Origin of the sequence: Citrobacter tructae, assembly GCF_004684345.1 — a bacterium.
In the GTDB taxonomy this organism is placed as follows: domain Bacteria; phylum Pseudomonadota; class Gammaproteobacteria; order Enterobacterales; family Enterobacteriaceae; genus Citrobacter; species Citrobacter tructae.
This window is the reverse complement of sequence record NZ_CP038469.1, coordinates 1,868,931-1,888,129: the sequence shown is the minus strand read 5'-3', so window position 1 is coordinate 1,888,129 and position 19,199 is coordinate 1,868,931. Positions and strand designations below refer to the sequence as shown.

Annotated in this window: 19 protein-coding genes and 5 tRNA genes; 18 read left to right on the top strand and 6 right to left on the bottom strand. The window is 50.8% G+C overall.

The genetic code is table 11. The features are described from left to right. Positions 1-3 precede the first annotated feature (3 nt). From E4Z61_RS09955 to glmS, 4 genes are read right to left on the bottom strand one after another with little or no spacing between them, the layout of a single operon-like run. Positions 4-1,245 carry a methylaspartate ammonia-lyase gene (locus E4Z61_RS09955; protein WP_135322620.1) on the bottom strand — a complete coding sequence of 414 codons (1,242 nt, stop codon included), beginning with the start codon at positions 1,243-1,245 and terminating at the stop codon, positions 4-6. After that, positions 1,245-2,690 carry a methylaspartate mutase subunit E gene (locus tag E4Z61_RS09950; RefSeq protein WP_135322619.1) on the bottom strand — a complete coding sequence of 482 codons (1,446 nt, stop codon included), beginning with the start codon at positions 2,688-2,690 and terminating at the stop codon, positions 1,245-1,247. The genes E4Z61_RS09955 and E4Z61_RS09950 overlap by 1 nt, the downstream gene beginning before the upstream one ends. Before the next feature lie 18 nt (positions 2,691-2,708). Continuing rightward, the gene (glmL, locus tag E4Z61_RS09945) at positions 2,709-4,097 is read right to left on the bottom strand and encodes a methylaspartate mutase accessory protein GlmL (RefSeq protein ID WP_135322618.1); all 1,389 of its coding nucleotides are present in this window, start codon (positions 4,095-4,097) and stop codon (positions 2,709-2,711) included. Further along, positions 4,097-4,546, bottom strand: a complete 450-nt coding sequence (glmS, locus tag E4Z61_RS09940) for a methylaspartate mutase subunit S (protein WP_096757824.1) — start codon at positions 4,544-4,546, stop codon at positions 4,097-4,099. The genes glmL and glmS overlap by 1 nt, the downstream gene beginning before the upstream one ends. A 1,226-nt stretch (positions 4,547-5,772) precedes the next feature. On the opposite strand from glmS, the gene cydA reads away from it, so the two are divergent. From cydA to pnuC, 18 genes are all read left to right on the top strand, one after another. Continuing rightward, positions 5,773-7,341, top strand: coding sequence for a cytochrome ubiquinol oxidase subunit I (cydA, locus tag E4Z61_RS09935; RefSeq protein ID WP_135322617.1), 1,569 nt, complete (start codon positions 5,773-5,775; stop codon positions 7,339-7,341). A 15-nt stretch (positions 7,342-7,356) separates the two neighbouring features. Further along, positions 7,357-8,496, top strand: a complete 1,140-nt coding sequence (gene cydB, locus E4Z61_RS09930) for a cytochrome d ubiquinol oxidase subunit II (protein ID WP_135322616.1) — start codon at positions 7,357-7,359, stop codon at positions 8,494-8,496. A 14-nt stretch (positions 8,497-8,510) separates the two neighbouring features. After that, a complete protein-coding gene (gene cydX / locus E4Z61_RS09925) occupies positions 8,511-8,624 on the top strand; it encodes a cytochrome bd-I oxidase subunit CydX (protein WP_071828905.1) in 114 nt (37 codons plus the stop codon). Further along, positions 8,624-8,917 (top strand): cyd operon protein YbgE, encoded by a 294-nt coding sequence (gene ybgE, locus E4Z61_RS09920; protein WP_135322615.1) that lies wholly within the window; start codon positions 8,624-8,626, stop codon positions 8,915-8,917. The genes cydX and ybgE overlap by 1 nt, the downstream gene beginning before the upstream one ends. A gap of 275 nt (positions 8,918-9,192) precedes the next feature. After that, a complete protein-coding gene (ybgC, locus tag E4Z61_RS09915) occupies positions 9,193-9,597 on the top strand; it encodes a tol-pal system-associated acyl-CoA thioesterase (RefSeq protein WP_045441116.1) in 405 nt (134 codons plus the stop codon). Next, positions 9,594-10,286, top strand: a complete 693-nt coding sequence (gene tolQ, locus E4Z61_RS09910; protein WP_135322614.1) for a Tol-Pal system protein TolQ — start codon at positions 9,594-9,596, stop codon at positions 10,284-10,286. The genes ybgC and tolQ overlap by 4 nt, the downstream gene beginning before the upstream one ends. 3 nt (positions 10,287-10,289) lie before the next feature. Next, on the top strand, positions 10,290-10,718 hold the full coding sequence (tolR, locus tag E4Z61_RS09905; protein ID WP_135322613.1) for a colicin uptake protein TolR: 429 nt from the start codon (positions 10,290-10,292) through the stop codon (positions 10,716-10,718). A 64-nt stretch (positions 10,719-10,782) separates the two neighbouring features. Beyond that, complete coding sequence (tolA, locus tag E4Z61_RS09900) at positions 10,783-12,030, top strand: cell envelope integrity protein TolA (protein ID WP_135322612.1); 1,248 nt, start codon at positions 10,783-10,785, stop codon at positions 12,028-12,030. A gap of 128 nt (positions 12,031-12,158) precedes the next feature. Further along, positions 12,159-13,451, top strand: coding sequence for a Tol-Pal system beta propeller repeat protein TolB (gene tolB / locus E4Z61_RS09895; RefSeq protein WP_135322611.1), 1,293 nt, complete (start codon positions 12,159-12,161; stop codon positions 13,449-13,451). A gap of 34 nt (positions 13,452-13,485) precedes the next feature. Beyond that, on the top strand, positions 13,486-14,004 hold the full coding sequence (gene pal, locus E4Z61_RS09890; protein WP_006685431.1) for a peptidoglycan-associated lipoprotein Pal: 519 nt from the start codon (positions 13,486-13,488) through the stop codon (positions 14,002-14,004). Between the two features lie 9 nt (positions 14,005-14,013). Then, entirely contained in the window at positions 14,014-14,802 is a 789-nt protein-coding gene (cpoB, locus tag E4Z61_RS09885) for a cell division protein CpoB (protein ID WP_135322610.1), read from the top strand. Positions 14,803-14,968: 166 nt separating this feature from the next. Further along, positions 14,969-15,044 (top strand) — tRNA-Lys (locus tag E4Z61_RS09880). A gap of 35 nt (positions 15,045-15,079) precedes the next feature. Beyond that, a tRNA-Val gene (locus E4Z61_RS09875) sits at positions 15,080-15,155 on the top strand. Positions 15,156-15,158: 3 nt separating this feature from the next. After that, positions 15,159-15,234 (top strand) — tRNA-Lys (locus E4Z61_RS09870). A gap of 47 nt (positions 15,235-15,281) precedes the next feature. Further along, positions 15,282-15,357 (top strand) — tRNA-Lys (locus tag E4Z61_RS09865). A 48-nt stretch (positions 15,358-15,405) separates the two neighbouring features. Beyond that, a tRNA-Lys gene (locus E4Z61_RS09860) sits at positions 15,406-15,481 on the top strand. A gap of 308 nt (positions 15,482-15,789) precedes the next feature. Further along, positions 15,790-16,833, top strand: coding sequence for a quinolinate synthase NadA (gene nadA, locus E4Z61_RS09855; protein WP_135324915.1), 1,044 nt, complete (start codon positions 15,790-15,792; stop codon positions 16,831-16,833). Positions 16,834-16,858: 25 nt separating this feature from the next. Continuing rightward, positions 16,859-17,578, top strand: a complete 720-nt coding sequence (gene pnuC, locus E4Z61_RS09850) for a nicotinamide riboside transporter PnuC (protein ID WP_135322609.1) — start codon at positions 16,859-16,861, stop codon at positions 17,576-17,578. Here pnuC and zitB read toward each other — a convergent pair. Together zitB and E4Z61_RS09840 are read right to left on the bottom strand one after the other, a co-directional pair. Continuing rightward, the gene (gene zitB, locus E4Z61_RS09845) at positions 17,575-18,516 is read right to left on the bottom strand and encodes a CDF family zinc transporter ZitB (protein ID WP_135322608.1); all 942 of its coding nucleotides are present in this window, start codon (positions 18,514-18,516) and stop codon (positions 17,575-17,577) included. The genes pnuC and zitB overlap by 4 nt on opposite strands. Before the next feature lie 113 nt (positions 18,517-18,629). Beyond that, a complete protein-coding gene (locus tag E4Z61_RS09840; protein WP_135322607.1) occupies positions 18,630-19,004 on the bottom strand; it encodes a YbgS-like family protein in 375 nt (124 codons plus the stop codon). Positions 19,005-19,199 lie beyond the last annotated feature (195 nt).

Sequence of the window (19,199 nt, the reverse complement as noted above, 5' to 3'; positions counted from 1 at the left end):
TTCTTAATCCTTAGTCTGCAACAACGCGATGGTACGGTTCATTTCGTTAAACACGATGTTGAGACCTTCATCGAAGCCCATACCCGGTTTGATCAGCATGCGCATTGGACGCGCAGCCAGCGCGACATGTACGCAGGTGCGAGCACTGATCTCGGTTTCGTTACAGGTACCGCCCTGGTAGGCTTCCATGGCGTGTTTGTTGCAGTACAGCACCGCGTCAACGATGTTGTGAATGCCGCCGAGATCCGGGGTTTTGATCTGCACCATATGGCAACTGCCTGCATCGGTGAAGTCGACGATATCCTGATAGGTGTTACACCATTCATCAGCCACGATTTTCACGCCGGAACCCAGGCGGGTCAGTTCTTTGGTGATTGCAGTCAACATGCGGATTTGATCCGGTTTGTTACCGGCATCAACCGGACCTTCAATGTACAGCGGCAGACCCTGTGCTTCTGCTTCCAGGCTGGCGATGTATTCGGCGCAACGAACCGGGTCCATATCAAAAATCAGACCGATAGTGCCGTACACATCAATATGCAGCGTTGGGTGATAACGATCGCTGGTACGCAGGCTTAAGATGCGGTTAGACAACCAACGCACATACTCACGCAGTTTTTCGCCTTTAAAGCCCAGCTTCTCTTCTACGTTGTTGATCAGCGCGTGCGGCAGGACGTCCACGCCTTTGAGGATCATTTTGTCGACGGCGATGTAGCGGTCATCACCGCTCTGACCAAATAAAGGAATCGCTTCCGGGACGCACGGCAACTGCCATTCATCGCAAACCACTTCTGTTTTCAGACGACCGGTAGCCAGCGCAGCGGCATCCAGCAGCGCCTGAGACAGACCGTAACGGACGGCGGTATGCAACAGATGGCCGTCAATACGCAACTGGTCGAAGAAACGGGCATTCGGCAGGAACGCATCGACGTCACGGCCTTCCAGCAGCGGTTTGATGTGATCGTTGAGGAACGGGATAAAGTTTTCTGCCAGGAACAGCGGGTCACGACCGCCTGCACCAGAATACTGTACGGCTGCGCAATCACCGACCGCCACCGCGCCGTTTTCCAGAATCAACTGAACCGAAACACATTCACCCGCCTGACGAACAGAGGTAAATCCAGGCGTTACCGGGGCACCGGTATAAATGAACCCATCGTGACCTGCGCCGTCTTTAATGGCCTGCTGGTCGTCAAAATAAAATGAGGAGTAGCCAGCTGTGAAAAGGGCCTGTTTAATTTTCATTATGGTCTTCCTATTAATTTACTGTGGGATACGGCGTTGATGTCATCAATGACCATCTGGAAAGAAGGCTTGCGGCCTTCAAAGTGGGCGCGCTCTGCGACATAGTCGTGGTGCAGGGCGAGAATATCTTTCGGCAACGGAACGGAGCCCGCTTCAAGAATACGGATGGCGCCTGAGTTATCGCGAACCGGCAGGATTTTACCGGCGTTACAGGCGGCAGGTGCGAAAGGCACATCCAGTACGCCAGCCTCAAAGGCCAGCACGGTACCGCGTGCAATGTCGCCATTACCCAGCTCGAAGACTTTCTTCAGTACAGCGCGGACTTCGCTCTTAATCAGATCAACTTCCTGCTCCACGGCTGCGCATTGTGGGAATTTCTGGTCGCTAACCATGTTAAGCATCTGGCGTGACGCTTTCAGACCTTGGGCGTTAGCTGCCGCCGTTGGGATACCGAACGCTTCGTGCGGGCTCTTGGTGATCACTTTTGTGGCGCCAGACATGCCAGCCACTGCCGCACCCCAGGCGATAACGGAGAAGGCTTTCGCTTCATCTTCCGGGAATCCGCCCATCCACTGGTGGAATACGGTGCTCAGCTCATAGTCTTCGAAACCGTGGTTATGGAAGTATTCGTGAGACAGTTCACGCAGCGCCTGAATGGCGGCGATATCCTGCGTTAGGCTACCGACCTGGCCGTAGCCTACGGTAATGGACTTCACGCCCTGTTCCAGCGCCAGCAGACCTTCGATGATCGCGACTGAGTGGGACATAAACGGTGGGATCAGAGTGCCGGTCAGTGGGCCAAATGGCTCACGGTTAATACGAATCCCGTTTTCTTCATACAGTCCCATCAGACGATCGCAGTACTGCCAGTCACGGATGGATTTTTCCAGAGTGACGCGCTTGGCGTAAGGGATGTTGTAGGAGATACCGCCACCTTCGTAGCTGGTAAAGCCACTGGCCATGGCAATTTCTGCCAGCAGGCGCGCATCCGGGGTACCGTGGCGAACCTGGATTGGTTTATCCAGCGATTCAGTCATACGGCGGCAGGCAGCAACCCCGTGATTGACGACCGGTAAACCGTTCAGCTTGGACGTGCCCGCTTCGATGGATTTCTGGATCCCGACGGCGGCTTCTTCATAGCGGTTCAGGCGGGTATAGGCATCGATGGTGCTGGGCAGCAGGTCGCACTCTTCCTGCAGCGTTTTAAGCAGTTCAATGTGCTCATCCATTAATGCAACGCCTGCACGCGGCTGGCTCAGGGTTTTACCTTCTTGATCGGCCTTCAACAGCGCAAGGGAGAAGCGCTTCTGATCTGGAATTGTTTGCTGGTACTTCACGCCATCTTCGAAGTTCTCAACGTCTTTGCCGGTCTCCCAGGTTTGTAACACCTGCAGCCTTTCGGTCATAAATTCATCATGGGTCAGTTTTTTGTTTCGAAGTTCCATTCGTAGCTGCCTTAAGTTTTATAGGGTTAAACACTGAATGCTGGTGCGAGCAGCGGCTTGCGGGTACAGCCTGGCGACGTTTGCCAGCAGAGGGAGCAGGCCATATGAATCGCGGTAATACTCAAACTGATTCGGTAACAGAATTCTTTTACCCTGGTCGTCCAACTCCCGATATTTAAGCCAGTTATGAATATCAAACTGGCTGGCACGAGAGAGCCATCCACCTGAACCGACGACTTTGCGTACGGTAGTGAGATCGCGACCCATCTGTAAATCCACGTTACCCACGCAGGTGCAAACCTGCTTTTTAGTGCCCGCGTGGCGCTCAGCGGCATAGCCCACGCATAAACCTGCCAGCAGGGTGTCGAAATATTTCTCTTCCTCGCTGAGTGGCAGGTAATCTGGTTGCCCAACCAGATGACGTAGATAGCGGTAAAACGCTTCCTCGCGCTGCGGTTGTTGGGCGAAGATAACTTTCACCATTTCCTGCGTGCTTTCTCCCACTACGACGGCGGAAACGCGCATTCCCAGATCGCCTTCAACGGTACGTTTGACGAAAGGTTCAGGGACGCCGTGCAGGACGGTGTCGGGGGAGAGGGTATTCGCACTGGCTGAATAGACATCCGTGGTGGCTCCGCCCATATCAATCAGCATGAATTCCTTCCATGCGCTGTCGTAATCGCTAATAGCTTTGACTAACTCGTAAACTGTCCATGGCGTCGGCATGGGGTCTTCGCCGGTTTCGCCGACGATAACGTCCAGGCCTTTGCCTTTGACGATGCGGGACAAAAACACATCGCAAATGGCCTGACGAGCAGCAAACGGATTGGGGTGGTCAAGATCGGGCAGGATGTTATCTACCGTGGTCAGATCTTTATGTCCCAGGATTGTTTGAACATCGTCTTGAATGTCTCGGTTCCCGGCGTAGATAATGGAGCAATCAAGCTTTGACTCGGCCAGCGCACGCGCATTAGCCAGACCGTAGCTCTCTTCACCGCCATCCGTGCCGCCGGTAAATAACAGGATGTCTGGTGGTGATGTTTCCAGCTCCTGAATGTCATGGCGGTTCAGCTTGTACGAATAATATTGCGCGATTTTTGCGCCAGCCGAATGGGCGGTAACTTTTGCCGATTCCAGCGTAATAGAAGGCACCAGCCCCATTGCTGCAACCGCGAGTCCCCCTTTGGCTGACGAGGAGTACTTCAACTGCACTTCACCACTTTTCAGTAACGGGCGAGCATCGGCAACATTCAGCACCTGATTCAGGCTGGCAAAAAAACCGTCTGCCAGATGATGTGTGGTGGTTGGGGTCAGGACATGGTTTACCAGCGTTAATTCATCCCCTTCATGAGCGAAGAGGGCCGCCTTGGTCCATGTCGAGCCGATATCGACAGAAACTGTTTGCATCAGATAGCCTCTTCCAGGCAACGCTGCTCGAGGCCATTGTGTTGGTGAATGTCATTGGTGATTAGCGCACAGACATCTTCCAGATCGTGGCTTGGTGCGAAGACGCGGTTAAAGCCCATCTCTTTAAACTTCACTTCCACGTCTGCAAAGTCGTGTTTACCGACAACCAGGTTGCCGCCAACGTAGAGCAGAATATCGCCGAGGCCACGTTCGATGCAGCGCTCACGCAAACCCAGGCAATCGATATCGCCGTGGCCGTAGATAGATGACACCACGATGGCATCGGCGCCGGTTTCAATCGCGGCATCAATATATTCATCCTGACTCACCATCACCCCGAGGTTGATTACGTGAAAATCATGGGAGGTAAAAACGCGATCCAGAACTTTATTGCCTACTGCATGGCAGTCAGCACCGATAACGCCAATAACAAGTGTAGATTTCTTCATGGGTAATCCTCTGTAGGGCTGATGGTCAATAAGTAAAAATTATTTTTTAATATTTAGTACATGGTTTGTGGCAACCTTTTAATAGGTTTGGAGTTTCTGTGGAAGCTGAAAAGGAAGCAATTGATCTATTTTCAAAATATCCTGATTAAAATGATTGTTATAATTGCTTTTTATTAAATCTGTGTAAAATCAATTGGTTGTGGATTGTTTTTTGTTGTGATTTCATTTCGTTATTAAATTTGAGAATAAATAACTTGCCATCTTTGTGATCAAAATCTTATTTTGTTGTGCGCGATTTTTAGGTGGTGCTTTTAATAATTTAAAAAATTAAATTCACTAAATAACTTGTGAACGACATAACGTTTTTTTATTTATTAATCTTATATGTCAAAATTGCCTTTTGTTAAATTTAAGATAAAAATGATAATAGATTGTTCTGAACATATTTAATCTTTAGTGTGTAAGCGAAGAGGAGGCTGAACCTATAACTAATGGTGATGTATTGAGAGAGGTAAAGGTTGGGTTCTGCGCGCACAGCTGACTCACTTCATTGAGCTAGTGAATACAGCCGCGTTTCGCTTCCGGTTGAGATAGTTACATTTGGGTGTTAATTATAAGTAAAATTAAAATTAATTATTTGTATAAAATAACGATTATAAAGCTTGCTAAAAAAAATCTGTGAGCTACCTAGCAAGAGTGACTCTTTATCTACCCCCCTGAATTTTACCGTCTCGGTGAGTTAAAAGATCGTGTAGATTTTAATTAATAACCTATCATTTATGATAACTCCGCTTACTTATTGTAAAACAAGAAATTAACATGATTTTTACTAATCACCGTCATGGCAAACATCATTAACATTAAAGTTGAAAATTGATTTAAATCAATGTTTAAAACTTGGTAAACATGCACAAAAGAGGTTAAATTGCTGCAGATCAAATTGGTCTGAAAGTGGTAAATTAGCTATAAATTGATCACTATCGAAAAATGCAAATTTGTCTCGATAAAAACCTGTTTATTGTAAGGATTTTACGGCGTAATATAATTGCGGGATCAATTTGAGTGTTTTATTAACATGTTTGTAACTTTTCAACATTGTCCTTTCTTCAAATGAGAAGAAAGAGCGACGGCGGAAGGAAGCAAATAAATTTGTATTGGGGCATGCGTGTGACCCTTTCTAACGGGGTTCACTCTCGGAGTCTTCATGCGATGAGCAAGGAGTCATGATGTTAGATATAGTCGAACTGTCGCGCTTACAGTTTGCCTTGACCGCGATGTACCACTTCCTGTTTGTGCCACTGACGCTCGGTATGGCGTTCTTGTTGGCCATCATGGAAACGGTCTACGTCCTTTCCGGCAAACAGATTTATAAAGATATGACCAAGTTCTGGGGCAAGTTGTTTGGTATCAACTTCGCTCTGGGTGTGGCTACCGGTTTGACCATGGAGTTCCAATTCGGGACTAACTGGTCTTACTATTCCCACTATGTAGGGGATATTTTCGGTGCGCCGCTGGCGATCGAAGGCTTGATGGCCTTCTTCCTCGAATCCACCTTTGTAGGTCTGTTCTTCTTCGGCTGGGACCGTTTGGGTAAAGTCCAGCATATGTGCGTCACCTGGCTGGTGGCTTTGGGTTCTAACCTGTCCGCGCTGTGGATTCTGGTTGCGAACGGCTGGATGCAAAACCCAATCGCAGCGGATTTCAACTTCGAAACCATGCGCATGGAGATGCTGAGCTTCTCTGAACTGGTGCTTAACCCGGTTGCACAGGTGAAATTTGTTCACACTGTAGCGTCTGGTTATGTCTGCGGCGCGATGTTCGTTCTGGGTATCAGCTCTTACTACATGCTGCGCGGTCGTGACTTCGCGTTTGCTAAGCGTTCTTTTGCTATCGCAGCCAGCTTTGGTATGGCTGCCATTCTGTCTGTTATCGTTCTGGGTGATGAGTCCGGTTACGAAATGGGCGATGTGCAGAAAACCAAACTTGCCGCGATTGAAGCAGAGTGGGAAACCCAGCCTGCACCAGCATCCTTTACGCTGTTCGGTATTCCGGACCAGGATGCGCAGGAAAACCATTTTGCAATTCAAATCCCTTACGCGCTGGGCATCATTGCCACCCGCTCCGTTGATACACCGGTCATTGGTCTGAAAGATCTGATGGTGCAGCACGAAGAGCGCATCCGTAATGGGATGAAAGCGTATCAGTTGCTGGAAGAACTGCGTGCGGGTTCCACCGATCAGGCCGTTCGCGACCAGTTCAACAGCATGAAGAAAGATCTGGGATACGGTCTGCTGCTGAAACGCTATACCGATAAAGTGACCGATGCGACCGAAGCGCAAATTCAGCTGGCAACGAAAGATTCTATTCCTCGTGTGGCGCCGCTGTATTTTGCGTTCCGTATCATGGTGGCGTGCGGCATTCTGATGCTGGCTATTATCGCTGTCTCCTTCTGGACCGTGATTCGTAACCGTATCGGCGAGAAAAAATGGCTTCTGCGTACGGCGCTATATGCGATTCCGCTGCCGTGGATTGCCATCGAGTCTGGTTGGTTTGTTGCAGAGTACGGGCGTCAGCCGTGGGCGATTGGTGAAGTGTTACCGACAGCCGTGGCGAACTCGTCGCTGACTGCGGGCGATCTGATCTTCTCGATGCTGTTGATTTGCGGCCTGTATACCCTGTTCCTGGTGGCTGAACTGTACCTGATGTTCAAGTTCGCACGCCTTGGCCCGAGCAGCCTGAAAACCGGTCGTTATCACTACGAGCAGTCCACTGTGACTTCTCAGCCGGCACGCTAAGACAGGAGTCGTCAAATGATCGATTATGAAGTATTGCGTTTTATCTGGTGGCTGCTGGTTGGCATTCTGCTGATTGGTTTTGCAGTCACTGATGGTTTCGACATGGGGGTGGGCATGCTCACCCGTTTCCTCGGTCGTAATGATACCGAGCGTCGAATTATGATTAACTCCATCGCCCCACACTGGGACGGTAACCAGGTTTGGCTCATCACCGCAGGTGGCGCATTGTTCGCTGCCTGGCCGATGGTGTATGCCGCTGCGTTTTCCGGTTTCTATGTGGCGATGATCCTCGTACTGGCGTCCTTGTTCTTCCGTCCGGTCGGTTTTGATTATCGTTCCAAGATTGAAGACATGCGCTGGCGCAACATGTGGGACTGGGGCATCTTCATTGGTAGCTTCGTTCCGCCGCTGGTCATTGGTGTCGCGTTCGGTAACCTGCTGCAAGGGGTTCCGTTCCACATGGATGAGTACATGCGTTTGTACTACACCGGTAACTTCTTCCAGTTGCTGAATCCGTTTGGTCTGCTGGCCGGTGTTGTGAGTGTGGGTATGATCATCACCCAGGGCGCGACCTATCTGCAGATGCGTACCGTGGGTGAACTGCACCTGCGTGCACGTACGACCTCTCAGGTTGCAGCGCTGGTCACTCTGGTGTGCTTCGCGCTGGCAGGTGTCTGGGTGATGTACGGTATTGACGGTTATGTTGTGACTTCCGCTCTGGATCACCACGCAGCCTCTAACCCGATGACTAAAGAAGTGGCGCGTGTTGCGGGCGCATGGATGGTGAACTTTAACAATGCACCTATCCTGTGGCTGGTTCCGGCTCTGGGCGTAGCCCTGCCGCTGCTGACCATCCTGACTTCTCGTATGGAGAAAGGGGCTTGGGCGTTCGTCTTCTCTTCACTGACGTTGGCCTGCATCATCCTGACGGCCGGTATCGCAATGTTCCCGTTTGTGATGCCATCCAGCACCATGATGAACGCAAGTCTGACAATGTGGGATGCCACCTCCAGCCAGAGAACATTGAACCTGATGACCTGGGTTGCGGCGGTGTTTGTACCGATCATTCTGCTCTACACCAGTTGGTGTTACTGGAAGATGTTCGGTCGCATCACCAAAGAAGATATTGAAAACAACACCCACTCTCTGTACTAAGTAAGGAGCTAAAAATGTGGTATTTCGCATGGATTTTGGGAACGCTTCTTGCCTGTGCATTTGGGATAATCACAGCGCTGGCGCTTGAGCACGTAGAAGCAGGCAAAGCCGGACAAGAAGAAAGTTAATGACCAACATTATCGCGATGCAATATAACGCGATGGACAAGCGCCCGTTACGGGCGCTTTCTTTAGTCATGGCGTTAGTGCTAGCAGGTTGTATCTTCTGGGACCCCTCACGCTTCGCAGCGAAAACCAGCGATCTGGAAATCTGGCATGGTCTCCTGTTGATGTGGGCGGTCTGCGCCGGCATTATCCACGGCGTTGGATTTCGTCCTCGTGCGGTGCACTGGCAGGGCATCTTCTGCCCGCTGATAGCCGATATCGTGCTGGTGGTTGGTCTGATCTTCTTCTTCTTTTGAATAAGAAACATCCTTAAATATTTATGGGCTTGCATAAGCCCATAATTTTTTACTCTCCGTTTACTTTCTCCCATTCCAAAGCATCATTCCCGCGCGTATAGTAGCGAAGTTTGAAAGCACTAACCTTTTGTTGCATTACCGGGATGTAAAGTGAAAACAGCGCGATATACAACGACATTCTTGAAGCATCGCGGCGGCAAAAACGCGAGTCACCAGGAGCTTACAAAGGTAAGCGACCGGTGTGAGTGGGCGAAGCCAACAAAGAGGCAGTAAGAATGAATAAGTATATTTTTCGATGGCCGGTTCGTGTCTATTATGAAGACACCGATGCCGGTGGTGTGGTTTACCACGCCAGTTACGTCGCTTTTTATGAAAGAGCACGCACAGAGATGCTGCGTCATCATCACTTCAGTCAGCAAGTGCTGCTGGCAGAACGTGTAGCCTTTGTGGTGCGCAAAATGACTCTGGAATATTTTGCGCCAGCCAGGCTTGACGATATGCTCGAAGTCCAAACCGAAATTACGTCAATGCGTGGCACCTCATTGGTTTTCACGCAACGCATTGTCAACGCAGAGAACACCGTGCTGAATGAAGCCGAAGTTCTGATTGTTTGCGTTGATCCACTCAAGATGAAGCCTCGTGCGCTTCCCAAGTCTATTGTCGCGGAGTTTAAGCAGTGACTGACATGAATATCCTTGATTTGTTCCTGAAGGCAAGCCTTCTGGTTAAACTTATCATGTTGATTTTGATTGGTTTCTCAATCGCATCCTGGGCCATTATTATCCAGCGGACTCGTATTCTTAATGCCGCTTCACGTGAAGCAGAAGCGTTTGAAGACAAATTTTGGTCCGGCATTGAGTTATCGCGCCTGTATCAGGAAAGCCAGGGGCGTCGTGATAATTTGGCGGGCTCTGAACAAATTTTCTACAGTGGGTTCAAAGAGTTTGCGCGTCTGCATAGGGCAAATAATCATGCGCCAGAAGCGGTGGTTGAGGGGGCATCCCGTGCGATGCGTATCTCCATGAACCGTGAGCTGGAAACGCTGGAAACGCATATTCCGTTCCTCGGGACTGTCGGCTCGATCAGCCCGTATATCGGTCTGTTCGGTACAGTTTGGGGGATCATGCACGCATTTATCGCCCTGGGGGCGGTAAAACAGGCAACGCTGCAAATGGTTGCACCGGGTATTGCAGAAGCATTGATTGCAACGGCTATCGGTCTGTTTGCGGCAATCCCTGCGGTTATGGCTTACAACCGCCTGAATCAGCGCGTGAACAAGCTGGAATTGAATTACGACAACTTTATGGAAGAGTTTACCGCGATTCTGCACCGCCAGGCGTTTACCAGTAGCGAGAGCAACAAGGGGTAAACCATGGCCAGAACGCGTGGACGCGGTCGTCGCGAACTCAAGTCCGAAATCAATATTGTACCGCTGCTCGACGTACTGTTGGTGCTATTGCTGATCTTTATGGCAACGGCGCCGATCATTACCCAGAGCGTGGAAGTTGATCTGCCGGATGCAACCGAATCGCAAGCCGTCAGCAGCAACGACGAGCCTCCGGTCATTATTGAAGTTTCCGGTGTTGGGCAGTACAGCGTGGTGGTTGAGAAAGACAGGATGGATCAACTGCCGCCGGAGCAGGTTATCGCGGAAGCGAAAAGCCGCCTGCAGAGCAATCCGAAAACGGTCTTTTTAATCGGTGGTGCGAAAGACGTGCCTTATGATGAAATAATTAAAGCGCTGAACTTGTTACACAGTGCAGGCGTGAAATCGGTTGGCTTGATGACGCAGCCAATCTGATGTCTGCGTATTCCTGGCTTGAAAGAGAGCGCGTAACAGGCGAACAGTTTTTTGGGAACCGAGAGTGTCAAAGGCAACCGAACAAAACGACAAGCTCAAACGGGCGATAATTATTTCAGCAGTGCTGCATGTCATTTTATTTGCGGCACTGATCTGGAGTTCGTTCGATGAGCATATTGATGCTTCAGGCGGCGGTGGCGGCTCGTCTATTGACGCCGTTATGGTCGATCCTGGTGCCGTTGTTCAACAGTACGATCGCCAACAGCAGCAGCAGGCAAGTGCGAAACGTGCGGAAGAACAGCGTGAAAAGCAGGCGCAGCAGCAGGCTGAGGAGCTTCGTGAGAAGCAGGCGGCTGAGCAAGAGCGACTGAAGCAGCTGGAAAAAGAACGTTTAGCCGCACAGGAAAAAGTGCGCGAACAGACGGAACAGCAAAAACAGGCTGAAGCCGCGGCGGCGAAAGCGCAGGAGCAACAGAAGCAGGCTGAAGAAGCAGCGGCGAAAGCTGCCGCGGAAGCGAAGGCCAAAGCGGATGCTCAGGCGAAACAAGCCGCAGAGGCTGCGAAGAAAGCGGCTGCGAACGCACAGAAACAGGCTGAAGCTGAAGCTGCGAAAGCCGCTGCTGATGCGAAGAAAGTCGCTGAAGTGCAAGCTGCTAAGGCTGCGGCTGACGCTGCGAAAAAAGCCCAGGCAGAAGCCGCTAAGCAAGCTGCAGCCGAGAAGGCCGCTGCTGAAAAAGCCGCTGCCGCGAAAGCTGCCGCTGCTGAAAAGGCCGCTGCTGATAAAAAAGCAGCAGCCGAAAAAGCGGCCGCAGACAAGAAAGCCGCCGCCGCTGAAAAGGCAGCAGCCGATAAGAAAGCTGCGGCAGATAAAGCCGCAGCCGCCAAAAAAGCAGCTGCGGAGAAAGCAGCAGCAGCTTCTGGCGTAGACGATCTGTTAGGTGACTTAAGCTCCGGTAAGAATGCACCGAAATCGGGTGGTGGAGCGAAAGGTAGCGGACAACCGGCGAAAGATAGTGGTACAAGTGGCGCAAACGGTGGTGCATCGGGTGCTGATATCAGCGCTTACGCGAAGCAAATTCAGGTTGCGATTCAGAGTCGTCTGTTTGATGCGGGCCTCTACCAAGGGAAACAATGCGTATTGCATATTAACCTTGCTCCAGATGGACGATTGAAAAGTGTGACATCTGAAGGTGGTGATCCTGCGCTTTGCCAGGCTGCGTTAGCGGCGGCGAGATCGGCAAGTATTCCTAAACCGCCTAACGAGGCTGTTTACGAAAAGATAAAAGACGCCAAGCTGGACTTTAAACTGTAACCGTTTTCCCGGGTTTTCGGACGAAAACAGTCTAAGGTTGAGACAGAGTTCTGGTAGTTTTGTGTATTTGAGTTTGTTAACATTCTGCTAAATTATCGTGGGCTTTTCGTCCAGATAAGGGAGATATGATGAAGCAGGCATTACGAGTAGCATTTGGTTTTCTGATGCTGTGGGCAGCGGTGCTGCATGCAGAAGTACGTATCGAGATCACCCAAGGGGTGGACTCGGCACGCCCGATTGGTGTTGTCCCGTTCCAGTGGGCAGGGCCGGGTGCTGCACCTGAAGATATCGGTGGTATCGTGGGCGCTGACCTGCGTAACAGCGGTAAATTTAACCCGTTAGATCGTGCTAAGCTGCCGCAGCAGCCGGGTACTGCAGCAGACGTTCAGCCTGCTGCTTGGTCTGCGCTGGGTATTGATGCCGTAGTTGTAGGCCAGGTTACGCCGAATCCGGACGGTTCCTACAGCGTGGCTTATCAGCTGGTGGATACCGGCGGTGCGCCGGGAACAGTACTGGCACAGAATACCTATAAAGTGAACAAGCAGTGGCTGCGTTACGCAGGCCATACTGCCAGTGATGAAGTGTTTGAAAAACTGACCGGTATTAAGGGCGCATTCCGTACCCGTATCGCGTATGTTGTTCAGACCAACGGCGGCCAGTTCCCGTATGAATTACGCGTGTCTGACTATGATGGTTATAACCAGTTCGTTGTTCACCGTTCTCCGCAGCCGTTGATGTCTCCGGCATGGTCTCCGGACGGTTCTAAGCTGGCATATGTCACCTTCGAAAGCGGTCGTTCTGCGCTGGTCATCCAGACATTATCTAACGGTGCTGTGCGTCAGGTTGCTTCGTTCCCGCGTCACAACGGTGCACCAGCATTCTCTCCGGATGGCAGCAAGCTGGCGTTTGCACTGTCGAAAACCGGTAGCCTGAATCTATACGTGATGGACATTGGTTCGGGTCAAATCCGTCAGGTGACTGATGGTCGCAGCAACAACACGGAACCGACTTGGTTCCCGGACAGTCAAAACCTGGCCTTTACCTCTGACCAGGCTGGTCGTCCGCAGGTATACAAAGTTAACGTCAACGGCGGTGCTCCGCAGCGCATTACCTGGGAAGGTTCGCAAAACCAGGATGCGGATGTCAGCAGCGACGGTAAATTTATGGTAATGGTAAGCTCAAACAGTGGGCAGCAACACATTGCCAAACAAGATCTGGTAGCGGGTGGCGTACAAGTTCTGTCGTCAACGTTCCTGGATGAAACGCCAAGTCTGGCACCTAACGGCACTATGGTAATCTACAGCTCTTCTCAGGGGATGGGATCCGTGCTGAATTTGGTTTCTACAGATGGGCGTTTCAAGGCGCGTCTTCCGGCAACCGATGGTCAGGTTAAATTCCCTGCCTGGTCGCCGTATCTGTGATAATAAATAATTGATTAATAAAGGAATCATTGAAATGCAACTGAACAAAGTGCTGAAAGGGCTGATGATTGCTCTGCCTGTTATGGCTATTGCGGCATGTTCTTCTAACAAGAACGCCAGCAATGACGGCAGCGAAGGCATGCTGGGTGCCGGCACTGGTATGGATGCAAACGGCAGCGGCAACATGTCCTCCGAAGAGCAAGCGCGTCTGCAGATGCAACAGCTGCAGCAGAACAACATCGTTTACTTCGATCTGGACAAGTACGATATCCGTTCTGACTTCGCTGCAATGCTGGATGCGCACGCTAACTTCCTGCGTAGCAACCCGTCTTACAAAGTCACCGTAGAAGGTCATGCGGACGAACGTGGTACTCCTGAGTACAACATTTCCCTGGGTGAGCGTCGTGCGAACGCCGTTAAGATGTACCTGCAGGGTAAAGGCGTTTCTGCTGACCAGATCTCCATCGTTTCTTACGGTAAAGAAAAACCTGCAGTACTGGGTCATGACGAAGCGGCTTACTCCAAAAACCGTCGTGCCGTACTGGTTTACTAAGAGAATTGCATGAGCAGTAACTTCAGACATCACTTGTTGAGTCTGTCGTTACTGGTTGGCATAGCGGCCCCTTGGGCCGCTTTTGCACAGGCGCCAATCAGTAGTGTCGGCTCAGGCTCGGTCGAAGACCGTGTCACTCAACTCGAGCGTATTTCTAACGCTCACAGTCAGCTTTTAACCCAACTTCAGCAACAACTCTCCGATAATCAGTCCGATATTGATTCTCTGCGTGGTCAAATTCAGGAAAGTCAGTATCAGCTGAATCAGGTTGTTGAGCGCCAGAAGCAAATCTTGACGCAGATGGACAGTCTTAGCAGCGGTGGTACGCCTGCGGCACAGTCAGCAAGTGGCGACCAGAGCGGCGCAGCGGCCCCAGCCTCGAATGCAGGTGCTGCAGCTACGTCAGGCGTTCCAGCGAGCTCTGGCGATGCGAATACCGATTACAATGCGGCAATCGCGCTGGTGCAGGATAAATCCCGCCAGGATGACGCGATTGAGGCATTTCAGAACTTCATCAAAAATTATCCTGATTCCACTTACCTGCCAAATGCGAATTACTGGCTGGGACAGTTGAATTACAACAAGGGTAAAAAAGATGATGCTGCGTTCTATTTTGCATCGGTAGTTAAAAACTTCCCTAAATCACCTAAGGCTGCAGACGCGATGTTTAAAGTCGGCGTCATCATGCAGGACAAAGGTGATACAGCAAAAGCCAAAGCGGTTTATCAACAGGTTATTACTAAATACCCTGGTACTGATGGCGCGAAACAAGCGCAAAAACGCCTCGGCGCGATGTAATGCACACCATGCGACCAGAAATCGAGTTATTTCTGGTCGCGTCGTGTGATTCCTAAGCAGTTGAGTTATTTACATCGAAATTTTTGTTGCGCTAAAATCTGAAATCAGTAATATATGCCGCCGTTGCCAAGGGATATCGAACAGCCCGAAAGCGGCGAGAAAAAGTGGGGCGTTAGCTCAGTTGGTAGAGCAGTTGACTTTTAATCAATTGGTCGCAGGTTCGAATCCTGCACGCCCCACCACTAACTTAGCAGTAAGCAGTATCCAGCGTAGTATCGGGTGATTAGCTCAGCTGGGAGAGCACCTCCCTTACAAGGAGGGGGTCGGCGGTTCGATCCCGTCATCACCCACCACTCGGGGCGTTAGCTCAGTTGGTAGAGCAGTTGACTTTTAATCAATTGGTCGCAGGTTCGAATCCTGCACGCCCCACCAATTATTTGGTGGTTCCGAGTAAAAAATCTTTCAGGCGACACCCGAATGGGGCGTTAGCTCAGTTGGTAGAGCAGTTGACTTTTAATCAATTGGTCGCAGGTTCGAATCCTGCACGCCCCACCAATATCACGGTGGGTTCCTGAAAAAGAGTAAAGTAGTAAACCCCATATGGGGGCGTTAGCTCAGTTGGTAGAGCAGTTGACTTTTAATCAATTGGTCGCAGGTTCGAATCCTGCACGCCCCACCAGTGTAAAAAGGCGCCCTAAAGGTGCCTTTTTGCTATGCGCAATATTTAGGATTCGAACCTGTAGCAGGTTCGGTGTTGAGCGCAGCGAAACAACGGGGCCGTTCACGGCGACGTCCCGAAGGACGAGACGAAGTCGAGTCATCCTGCACGCCCGCCAGTTGTCATCCGGCACCATCAAACGCAATTATTGTGACTTTTTTACGCCAATCCGTTATCTTGTTTAGCATATAAAACAATTCTAACCGATTATGGCGTTTGTCACGCTTTTACTCGGTTGTTTCGTTAAGCCAGTAAAACGAGAAAGCATGATGAGCGTGATATTTGACCCTGAAGTCGCAATCTATCCATTTCCGCCAAAGCCGCTGCCGCTGAGCGCGGATGAAAAACAATTTTATCGCGAGAAAATCAAACGCCTGCTGAAAGAGCGCGATGCCGTGATGGTCGCGCACTATTACACTGATCCTGAAATTCAGCAGTTGGCCGAGGAAACCGGCGGCTGTATTTCTGACTCTCTGGAGATGGCTCGGTTTGGCTCAAAGCATTCAGCCTCTACGTTGCTGGTGGCGGGGGTCAGATTTATGGGCGAAACGGCCAAAATTCTGAGCCCGGAAAAAACCATTCTGATGCCGACGCTGCAGGCGGAATGTTCACTCGATCTGGGCTGCCCAATCGACGCGTTCAGCGCGTTTTGTGATGCGCATCCTGACCGCACCGTCGTGGTGTATGCCAACACGTCGGCTGCAGTTAAAGCCCGTGCTGACTGGGTGGTGACGTCCAGTATTGCGGTTGAACTTATTGAGCACCTGGATAGTTTAGGCGAAAAAATCATCTGGGCACCGGACAAGCATTTGGGCAACTACGTCCAAAAACAGACCGGGGCCGATGTTCTCTGTTGGCAAGGTGCCTGTATCGTCCATGACGAATTCAAAACTCAGGCATTAACGCGTATGAAAGGGCTATACCCTGATGCCGCCGTGCTGGTGCACCCTGAATCACCTCAAGCAATAGTCGATATGGCCGATGCCGTTGGCTCAACCAGCCAGCTTATCAACGCGGCAAAAACGTTACCGCATAAGCAGCTCATCGTGGCGACTGATCGGGGCATTTTTTACAAAATGCAGCAGGCCGTGCCAGACAAAGAGTTGCTTGAAGCGCCGACGGCCGGCGAGGGGGCAACCTGTCGCAGCTGTGCGCATTGCCCGTGGATGGCGATGAACGGCCTCAAGGCAATTGCTGAGGGCCTTGAGCAAGGTGGGGCCGCCCATGAGATACATGTTGATGAAGCGCTGCGAGAAGGGGCACTATTGCCGTTAAACCGCATGCTGGAGTTTGCGGCTACACTACGAGCTTAAATAAATCATTGCTCTGGGGGAAAAGATGGATTTTTTTAGCACGCAGAATATTTTGGTTCATATCCCGATTGGTGCGGGGGGGTACGACCTGTCATGGATTGAAGCGGTAGGGACTGTTGCCGGTTTGCTGTGCATTGGCCTGGCAAGCCTGGAGAAAATCAGCAACTACTTCTTTGGTCTGATAAACGTCACGCTGTTTGCGATCATCTTCTTTCAGATTCAGCTTTACGCCAGCTTGTTATTACAGGTGTTCTTTTTTGCCGCCAATATCTACGGTTGGTATGCCTGGTCCCGACAAACAAGCCAGCATGAAGCGGAACTGAAAATTCGCTGGCTGCCTCTGCCGAAAGCGCTAAGCTTGTTGGTGGCTTGCGTAGTGGCGATTGGCCTGATGACGGCATTTATCGATCCGGTCTTCGCGTTTCTGACCCGCATGGCGGTGAACATTATGCAAGGGTTAGGATTACAGGTTGCGGTGCCCGAATTGCAGCCCGATGCATTCCCGTTCTGGGATTCCTGCATGATGGTATTGTCGATTGTGGCGATGATCCTGATGACGCGTAAATACGTCGAAAACTGGTTGCTGTGGGTGATCATTAACGTGATAAGCGTGGTGATCTTCGCCCTGCAAGGTGTGTACGCAATGTCGCTGGAATACATGATCCTCACCGTTATCGCACTTAACGGCAGCAGGATGTGGATTAACAGCGCGCGCGAACGCGGTTCACGCGCACTATCCCATTAGTGATGGTGATGTGAATGGCCGGACAGTCCCTGATAAAGGTGACAGTCCGGCCCATTACATGGTTGATATTCCATCTGGATCGTTGCGTGTTCAATCTGGTAGTGATGTATAAGAAAATGTTGAATACGCTCCAGCAATGCGTCGTGATCGTGCGGTGGGATCACCTGCACATGCAGCGTCATCACCGGTTTTTCACCCACCATCCAGACATGTACATGGTGCACGTTGCGAACTTCGGGAATATCCCGGCTGAGGTGGCGCTGCAGCGTGGGAATATCCAGCGCCAGCGGCGCGCCTTCCAGTAATTCGTTCACGCTATCTTTCAATAAACGCCAGGCGCTGCGCAGCACCAGCACGGAAACCAGAATCGACAGGATCGGATCCGCCGGAGTCCAGCCGGTCCAGATAATGATCAGTGCTGCGATGATGGCACCGACCGAACCCAGTAAATCTCCCATCACGTGCAGGGCCGCTGCGCGAACGTTGAGGTTTTTCTCCTCGCTTCCGCGATGCAACACCCAGAAGGCGAGGATGTTAGCCAGTAAACCCGCAACGGCGATAACCATCATCATGCCGCCTGCCACTGGTCTTGGCGTGTAGAAGCGCTCTATCGCCTCCCAGACAATTAAAATCGTGATCACCACCAGTGCAATAGCGTTCACAAACGCGGCCAGCGTCGTGAGTCTCAGCCAGCCGAAGGTGTGTCGGATGGTTGGCGGACGGCGAGAAAACTGGACAGCCAGTAGCGCAAAAAGCAGTGCTGCTGCATCCGTAAGCATATGTCCAGCATCCGCCAACAGCGCCAGCGAGCCTGACAGTATTCCGCCAACCACCTCAACGAGCATAAATCCAGCCGTAATGCAGAAGGCGAACAGCAGTCGGCGGGCATTATTGTCCTTGGATTGTTCAGGGGAAGTATGAGTATGTGAGTGCGCCATAATGTCATCCCTTTGTTATTTTCATCATTACTGTATGACATCATACCGGGTTTGGGCTTACAAAATTAAAAAGGAGAGCTTTTGCTCTCCCGTTATTAGCCATATTTTCAGCTTTACTGGGTGGTGCCGTCGGTTTTGGTATCTACATCATTGTTGATGCCGTTTCCAGTCTCTACCTTCTTATTGATATCCGGGCAGCGACCGTCTTTGCACATTGAATTTTTGTGCATCTCGTCTTTGGACATCCCTTCATGATTCATCGACGAACCGTTCGGATGCAGCATGGTGCCACCTGAATTAATGTTGCTGTTGTCGACATTATTCGGTGCAACGTTCTCGCGTGCGTCCGGTGCTATTTGACCGGCATCTGCCGAAGAGTTTGCCTGACCGTTGTTTGACTGCGTGTTTGTGTCTGCAGCCAACGCCGCGCCGCTGGCGAGGCTAAGAGTGGCAGTAAGAAAGAGTGAGGCCAGCTTTGTCATATACATAATATGCTCCTGTTATGGTCGATATGTCGGATAACCTCTTCCAACAGTGCATGTGCCAGTTAAATCCTCAGTGGGTGGTTAAATATTTCAATTTGAAAATTAAAACCAGCATAGAATATTGAAATTAATGAAAAAATAAGCTGTTGCAGTTAAAAATTGTAGTTTAGATCTCGTTTTTCGCTACTTTATTGCGTT

Bases quoted from the DNA above. Each gene is read 5' to 3' on its own strand.
- ybgC (WP_045441116.1), top strand. From the start codon at position 9,193: ATGAATAAGTATATTTTTCGATGGCCGGTTCGTGTCTATTATGAAGAC.
- E4Z61_RS09955 (WP_135322620.1), bottom strand. From the start codon at position 1,245: ATGAAAATTAAACAGGCCCTTTTCACAGCTGGCTACTCCTCATTTTAT.
- pnuC (WP_135322609.1), top strand. From the start codon at position 16,859: ATGGATTTTTTTAGCACGCAGAATATTTTGGTTCATATCCCGATTGGT.
- tolR (WP_135322613.1), top strand. From the start codon at position 10,290: ATGGCCAGAACGCGTGGACGCGGTCGTCGCGAACTCAAGTCCGAAATC.
- cydA (WP_135322617.1), top strand. From the start codon at position 5,773: ATGTTAGATATAGTCGAACTGTCGCGCTTACAGTTTGCCTTGACCGCG.
- cydB (WP_135322616.1), top strand. From the start codon at position 7,357: ATGATCGATTATGAAGTATTGCGTTTTATCTGGTGGCTGCTGGTTGGC.
- cpoB (WP_135322610.1), top strand. From the start codon at position 14,014: ATGAGCAGTAACTTCAGACATCACTTGTTGAGTCTGTCGTTACTGGTT.
- cydX (WP_071828905.1), top strand. From the start codon at position 8,511: ATGTGGTATTTCGCATGGATTTTGGGAACGCTTCTTGCCTGTGCATTT.
- tolB (WP_135322611.1), top strand. From the start codon at position 12,159: ATGAAGCAGGCATTACGAGTAGCATTTGGTTTTCTGATGCTGTGGGCA.
- nadA (WP_135324915.1), top strand. From the start codon at position 15,790: ATGAGCGTGATATTTGACCCTGAAGTCGCAATCTATCCATTTCCGCCA.
- zitB (WP_135322608.1), bottom strand. From the start codon at position 18,516: ATGGCGCACTCACATACTCATACTTCCCCTGAACAATCCAAGGACAAT.
- ybgE (WP_135322615.1), top strand. From the start codon at position 8,624: ATGACCAACATTATCGCGATGCAATATAACGCGATGGACAAGCGCCCG.
- glmS (WP_096757824.1), bottom strand. From the start codon at position 4,546: ATGAAGAAATCTACACTTGTTATTGGCGTTATCGGTGCTGACTGCCAT.
- E4Z61_RS09840 (WP_135322607.1), bottom strand. From the start codon at position 19,004: ATGTATATGACAAAGCTGGCCTCACTCTTTCTTACTGCCACTCTTAGC.
- pal (WP_006685431.1), top strand. From the start codon at position 13,486: ATGCAACTGAACAAAGTGCTGAAAGGGCTGATGATTGCTCTGCCTGTT.
- glmL (WP_135322618.1), bottom strand. From the start codon at position 4,097: ATGCAAACAGTTTCTGTCGATATCGGCTCGACATGGACCAAGGCGGCC.
- E4Z61_RS09950 (WP_135322619.1), bottom strand. From the start codon at position 2,690: ATGGAACTTCGAAACAAAAAACTGACCCATGATGAATTTATGACCGAA.